At 68.2% G+C, this 6,329-nt stretch carries 4 protein-coding genes; 2 read left to right on the top strand and 2 right to left on the bottom strand.

Annotation, left to right across the window (positions count from 1 at the left end; all coding sequences use genetic code 11):
* Nucleotides 1-584: NYN domain-containing protein (locus tag CCN56_RS16000; RefSeq protein WP_256961990.1), on the bottom strand; the 584-nt coding region annotated here is incomplete at its 3' end.
* Nucleotides 585-800: 216 nt separating this feature from the next.
* Here CCN56_RS16000 and CCN56_RS43210 point away from each other — a divergent pair.
* A complete protein-coding gene (locus CCN56_RS43210; protein ID WP_167352201.1) occupies nucleotides 801-974 on the top strand; it encodes a hypothetical protein in 174 nt (57 codons plus the stop codon).
* A gap of 112 nt (nucleotides 975-1,086) precedes the next feature.
* On the opposite strand, the gene dnaE is transcribed toward CCN56_RS43210, so the two are convergent.
* Entirely contained in the window at nucleotides 1,087-4,626 is a 3,540-nt protein-coding gene (gene dnaE, locus CCN56_RS15995; protein ID WP_086827524.1) for a DNA polymerase III subunit alpha, read from the bottom strand.
* A gap of 188 nt (nucleotides 4,627-4,814) precedes the next feature.
* On the opposite strand from dnaE, the gene CCN56_RS15990 reads away from it, so the two are divergent.
* Nucleotides 4,815-6,140 carry a DUF2252 domain-containing protein gene (locus tag CCN56_RS15990; protein ID WP_086827522.1) on the top strand — a complete coding sequence of 442 codons (1,326 nt, stop codon included), beginning with the start codon at nucleotides 4,815-4,817 and terminating at the stop codon, nucleotides 6,138-6,140.
* Nucleotides 6,141-6,329: the final 189 nt, after the last annotated feature.

The raw sequence follows: 6,329 nt of genomic DNA, 5'->3' as shown, positions 1-6,329 counted from the left end.
GGCTGCGCGTGATGCCCCGGGTCACCGTCCGGCTCGGCGCCCTGACCAGGAGCGACGGACGCTGGGCGCAGAAGGGCGTCGACGCGGCCATGCACACCGAGCTGACCGAGCTCGCCCGGAACAGGGCCTGCTCCGACATCGTGCTCGTCACCGGCGACGCCGTGCTCCTTGGCCGACATGAGGCCGGGCAGCAGGTCGCCGTCGCCGGTGACGAGCACGATGTCGGAGCAGGCCCTGTTCCGGGCGAGCTCGGTCAGCTCGGTGTGCATGGCCGCGTCGACGCCCTTCTGCGCCCAGCGTCCGTCGCTCCTGGTCAGGGCGCCGAGCCGGACGGTGACCCGGGGCATCACGCGCAGCCTGCGGTGCTCGGGCTGGGGCACCCGGTCGGGCGCGCCGTCGAACCAGTAGATCCGCAGGAGGGGCAGCGCGGTCTCGGCCTCGGCGCGCTGCCGCAGCTGCTGGATCAGGCCGGCGTGGTCGACGGTGATCCTGGAGCGGGCCGGTTCCCCGGCGAGGAGACTGGCGGCGGCGCCCAGCAGGTAGCCGGCGTCCACCAGGACGACGCAGCGGTCCACGTGTTCCACCCTCTTTCGGGAGCCTCGGGTTCGAAAGGGTGCTTCGGGTTCCTTCGAGTCTGCCCGACGGCCAGGTGCTTGACGTCCGGAACTGGATCATCGGCGTGGCGAGTGTCACGCCCGCTCGACCTCTACGCTCCGTAATGATCCAACATGCGGCGGTTCGTACCGTATGTGAGTCTGACAGCGGCCCTGGCCCCTAGGTCCCTTTGAGGAGGCATCCCCATGGCCAAGAACCGCAACCAGAACCGCAGTCAGAAGCAGCAGTCGCCGGCCGAGCGCGGTCAGCAGCAGGCGCAGCAGTCGGCGATGGAGTCGCAGGCCGAGCAGCGCGCGAGCCAGGTCACCCCCGGTGACATGGCCCGCAAGGGTCGCCAGAAGCGCTTCGGTCACAACTGACGCGACCGGACTGCACGGCAAAGGGGCGCGCCCGTGACGACGGGCGCGCCCCTTGCGCGTGCGTGAAGGCCGGTGCGGTCCGTGAAGGCCCCGGTGCGGTTGCGGAACCGGGTCAGCCGGCCAGGCAGGACGGGCCGAGCAGCACCTTCAGGTCGCCGAAGAGCGCCGGGTCGGCCGTCACCCGGTGCCGGTCGAGCCGGAGCACGGTGGTGGTGCGGGGGCCCTGGAGCTTGATCCGCACCTCGGTGTTGCCCTTGTGGTGCTTGAGGATCTCGCCGAGCCTGCTGACCATCGGCGGGGTCACCTTCACCGTCGGGATGGTGAGGACCACCGGCGCGTTGGTCCCGGCGTTCGACAGGTCGGGGACCATCAGCTCCATGGCGACGAGGCGGGGCACGTCCTCGCGCTTGTCGAGCCGTCCCTTGACGAAGACGACCGTGTCCTCGACCAGCTGGGTGGAGACCAGCTGGTACGTGGCCGGGAAGAACATGCACTCGATGGAGCCGGCCAGGTCCTCGACGGTGGCGATCGCCCAGGCGTTGCCCTGCTTGGTCATCTTGCGCTGGAGGCCGGAGATGATGCCGCCGATGGTGACGACCGCGCCGTCGCCGTGCTCGCCGCCGGTCAGCTGGGAGATCGCCGCGTCCGTCTTGTCGGACAGGACGTGCTCGATGCCGAAGAGCGGGTGGTCGGAGACGTAGAGGCCGAGCATCTCTCGCTCCTGGGCGAGCAGGTACGACTTCTCCCACTCGACGTCGGAGAACTCGACGTCCAGGCCGAAGCCGGGCTCGTCGCTCGCCTCGTCGCCCATCCCGCCGAAGAGGTCGAACTGCCCCTCGGCCTCCTTGCGCTTGACCGCCACCACGTTGTCGATCATGGGTTCGTGGTGGGCGACGAGGCCCTTGCGGGTGTGGCCCATCTCGTCGAAGGCGCCGGCCTTGATCAGCGACTCGACGGTCCGCTTGTTGCAGACGACGGCCTCGACCTTGTCGAGGAAGTCGGGGAAGGAGGAGTACTTCCCCTTGGCCTTGCGCGTCTTGATGATCGACTCGACGACGTTGGTGCCGACGTTCCGGATGGCGGAGAGGCCGAAGAGGATCACGTCGTCGCCCTGGGCGGCGAAGTTCGACTCGGACTCGTTCACATTGGGCGGCAGGACCTTGATGCCCATGCGGCGGCACTCGTTGAGGTAGACCGCGGACTTGTCCTTGTCGTCCTTGACCGAGGTGAGCAGTCCCGCCATGTACTCGGCGGGGTGGTTGGCCTTGAGGTAGGCGGTCCAGTAGGAGACCAGGCCGTACGCGGCGGAGTGCGCCTTGTTGAAGGCGTAGCCGGCGAAGGGGACCAGGACGTCCCAGAGGGCCTGGATGGCCTCGTCGCTGTAGCCGTTCTTCTTGGCTCCGGCCTGGAAGATGGTGAAGTTCTTCGCCAGCTCCTCGGGCTTCTTCTTGCCCATGACGCGGCGGAGGATGTCGGCCTCGCCGAGCGAGTAGCCGGCGATGATCTGGGCGGCCTTCTGCACCTGCTCCTGGTACACGATGAGGCCGTAGGTGACCGCGAGCACCTCTTCGAGCGGCTTCTCCAGCTCGGGGTGGATCGGGGTGATCTCCTGCTGGCCGTTCTTGCGCAGGGCGTAGTTCGTGTGCGAGTTCATGCCCATCGGGCCCGGCCGGTACAGGGCGGACACGGCGGAGATGTCTTCGAAGTTATCGGGCTTCATCAGCCGCAGCAGCGAGCGCATGGGGCCGCCGTCGAACTGGAAGACGCCGAGGGTGTCGCCGCGCTGGAGCAGTTCGAAGGTCTTGGGGTCGTCGAGCGGCAGCGCCAGGAGATCGATGTCGATCCCCTTGTTGGACTTCACCATCTTGACGGCGTCGTCCATGATCGTGAGGTTGCGCAGGCCGAGGAAGTCCATCTTCAGCAGGCCGAGCGACTCGCAGCTCGGGTAGTCCCACTGCGTGATGGTGACGCCGTCGGTGTGCCGCACCCAGATCGGGGCGTGGTCGACGATGGGCTCGCTGGACATGATCACGCCGGCGGCGTGGACGCCCATCTGGCGGACCAGGCCCTCGACGCCCTTGGCGGTGTCGATGACCTTCTTGACGTCCGGCTCGTTCTCGTACATCGCGCGGATCTCGCCGGCCTCGCTGTAGCGCGGGTGCGAGGGGTCGGTGATGCCGTTGAGGTCGATGCCCTTGCCGAGGACGTCGGCGGGCATGGCCTTGGTGAGCCGGTCGCCCATGGCGTACGGGTAGCCGAGGACGCGCGCGGAGTCCTTGATGGCGTTCTTCGCCTTGATCTTTCCGTACGTGCCGATCATGGCGACCTTGTCGGCGCCGTACTTCTCCGTCACGTACCGGATCACCTCGACGCGCCGACGCTCGTCGAAGTCGATGTCGACATCGGGCATCGAGATGCGCTCGGGGTTGAGGAAGCGCTCGAAGATCAGACCGTGCGGGATCGGGTCGAGGTCGGTGATGCCCATGGCGTACGCGACGATCGAGCCGGCCGCGGAGCCTCGGCCGGGGCCCACGGCGATGCCCTGCTTCTTCGCCCACATGATGAAGTCGGCGACGACGAGGAAGTAGCCGGGGAAGCCCATCGAGATGATGGTGTCCATCTCGTACTCGACCTGCTTGAGCCGGTCCTCGGGGATGCCCCCGGGGAAGCGGCGGTGCATGCCGCGCATGGTCTCCTCGCGGAACCAGGAGACCTCGGTGTAGCCCTCCGGGATGTCGAACTTCGGCATGAGGTTCTTGGCCTCGAACATGCCGGTGGTGTCGATCTGCTCCGCGACCAGGAGGGTGTTGCGGCAGCCCTCCTGCCAGGCGTCCGAGGAGTCGACGGCGTACATCTCGTCCGTGGACTTCAGGTAGTAGCCGGTGCCGTCGAACTTGAAGCGGTCCGGGTCCGAGAGGTTCTTGCCGGTCTGGATGCACAGCAGGGCGTCGTGGGCGGTGGCCTCGTGCGCGTACGTGTAGTGCGAGTCGTTGGTGACCAGCGGCGGGATGCCGAGCTTCTTGCCGATCTCCAGGAGCCCGTCGCGGACCCGGTGCTCGATCTCGATGCCGTGGTCCATCAGCTCCAGGAAGTACCGGTCCTTGCCGAAGATGTCCTGGTACTCGGAGGCGGACTTCAGGGCCTCGTCGAACTGGCCGAGGCGCAGGCGGGTCTGCAGCTCGCCGGAGGGGCAGCCGGTGGAGGCGATCAGGCCCTCGGACCACTGGGAGATGGTCTCCTTGTCCATCCGGGGCCACTTCTGCAGCCAGCCCTCGGCGTACGCGTCGGAGGAGAGCTTGAAGAGGTTGTGGAGTCCGGTGGAGTTGGCCGCCCAGATCGTCTTGTGGGTGTAACCGCCGGAACCGGAGACGTCGTCCCGCTTCTGGTGCGGCTGGCCCCACTGGATCTTCCGCTTGTTGCGCCGGGACTCGGGCGCCACGTACGCCTCGATGCCGATGATCGGCGTCACACCGGCCTTCTTCGCGCTGTGGAAGAAGTCGTACGCCCCGTGCAGGTTGCCGTGGTCGGACATGGCGATGTGGGTCATGCCCATCTCGTTGCACGCGTTGAACATGTCCTTCAGCCGCGCGGCACCGTCCAGCAGCGAGTACTGGGTGTGGACGTGGAGGTGCGTGAAGGGCGGCTTGGTCACGGGGGAGGCCTCCGGAAAACGCTGAGCGACAGGCTGCGGACAGTCTGGGGGGACAGCGTGGAAGTCTACGTCGCGCGACTGACAGCCGACGGGCACTCGGGGCTAGGGTCGCGCGTTGAGAGACACGGAACACGTGTCCGTATTGTCGTGAACATTCTCGCACCACCCCGCACCAGGAGGCACCCTCGATGTCGGTCCCGCAGCCCACCGTGACAGAGCGCGGTGAGCACATCCTCGCCGTCTTCGACACCGCCTTCGGCGAGCTCCTCGCCGCCGACCCCGCGGCCTTCCGCGTCAAGTTCCGGAAGATGGCCGGATCCGCCTTCGCCTTCTACCGGGGCACGGCCTGCCTGTTCTACTCGGACCTGGAGGGCGAGGCCCACGGCGGCCCCTACATGGACGAGCAGACCGGCCGGGTCTGGATCCACGGCGATCTCCACGCCGAGAACTTCGGCACCTACATGGACGCCAACGGGCGCCTCGTCTTCAACGTCAACGACTTCGACGAGGCCTACGTCGGCCCCTTCACCTGGGACCTCAAGCGGCTGTCCGCCTCCCTCGCGCTGATCGGCTACGCGAAGGCGCTCAGCGACGAACAGATCACCGAGCTCGTCCGGATCTACGCGGGCGCGTACCGGGAGCGGATCCACGCCCTCGCGACCGGCGCCAAGGGCGACGAGGTCCCCGCCTTCACCCTGGAGACCGCCGAGGGCGCGCTGCTCGGCGCCCTGCGCGAGGCCCGGGCCCTGACCCGCTTCGGGCTGCTCGACTCGATGACCGAGATCCGCGACTTCGAGCGCCGCTTCTCGGCGGGCTCGGGCACGATCGAGCTGGACGCGGCCACCCGGTACAAGGTCCTGGCGGCCTTCGACGGCTACCTGGAGACCCTGCCGGAGTCCTCCCTGGCCCGCCCGGACTCGTACCGGGTGAAGGACGTCGTCGGGCGGCGCGGGATCGGCATCGGCTCGGCCGGCCTCCCCTCGTACAACATCCTCCTGGAGGGCAACAGCGACGCCCTGGAGAACGACGTCGTGATCTACATGAAGCAGGCGCAGACCCCGGCGGTCTCCCGGCACGTCACGGACGCGGCGGTACGGGAGTACTTCCAGCACGAGGGCCACCGCACCGTGATCTCGCAGCGGGCGCTCCAGGCGCACGCCGACCCGTGGCTCGGCTGGACGGAGCTGGACGGGGCGGGCCAGCTGGTCGCCGAGGTGTCGCCGTACGCGGTGGACCTGGACTGGTCGGACATCGACGACCCGCAGGAGATCGCGGCCACCGTCGCCGACCTGGGCCGGGCGACGGCGACGATGCACGCGGCGGCGGACGACTCCAGCGGCCACTCCCTGGTCCCGTTCTCGACGGAGCGTGCCATCGACGCGGCGATCGCCGCCGACGAGGAGGGCTTCGCCCAGCTCCTGGTCGACTTCGCGCACTCCTACGGGGCGCGGGCGCGGGCGGACCACCAGATCTTCGTGGACCTGTTCCGCAACGGCCGGATCCCGGGGCTCTAGCAGGACGCACAGCTTGTCCTTAGAGACCTCTTACGGGTCGGCATGGGACACTCCACGACGATGGACATGGCAGGGACGCAGCTGAGGGCGCTGCGGGCGGCGTTCTTCACGGCACTGGTCGTGACGCTGTCCGTGGCGTCCCACGTGCTGCTCTCCCGCGTGCCGCTGCCGCTCGGGACGATCGTCCCG

The sequence above is a fragment of the Streptomyces sp. NRRL B-24572 genome, assembly GCF_002156145.1.
Classification (GTDB): Bacteria; Actinomycetota; Actinomycetes; order Streptomycetales; family Streptomycetaceae; genus Streptomyces; species Streptomyces vietnamensis.
Note: the sequence above shows the minus strand (reverse complement) of the source record. Positions and strands in the feature narration are given on the sequence as shown.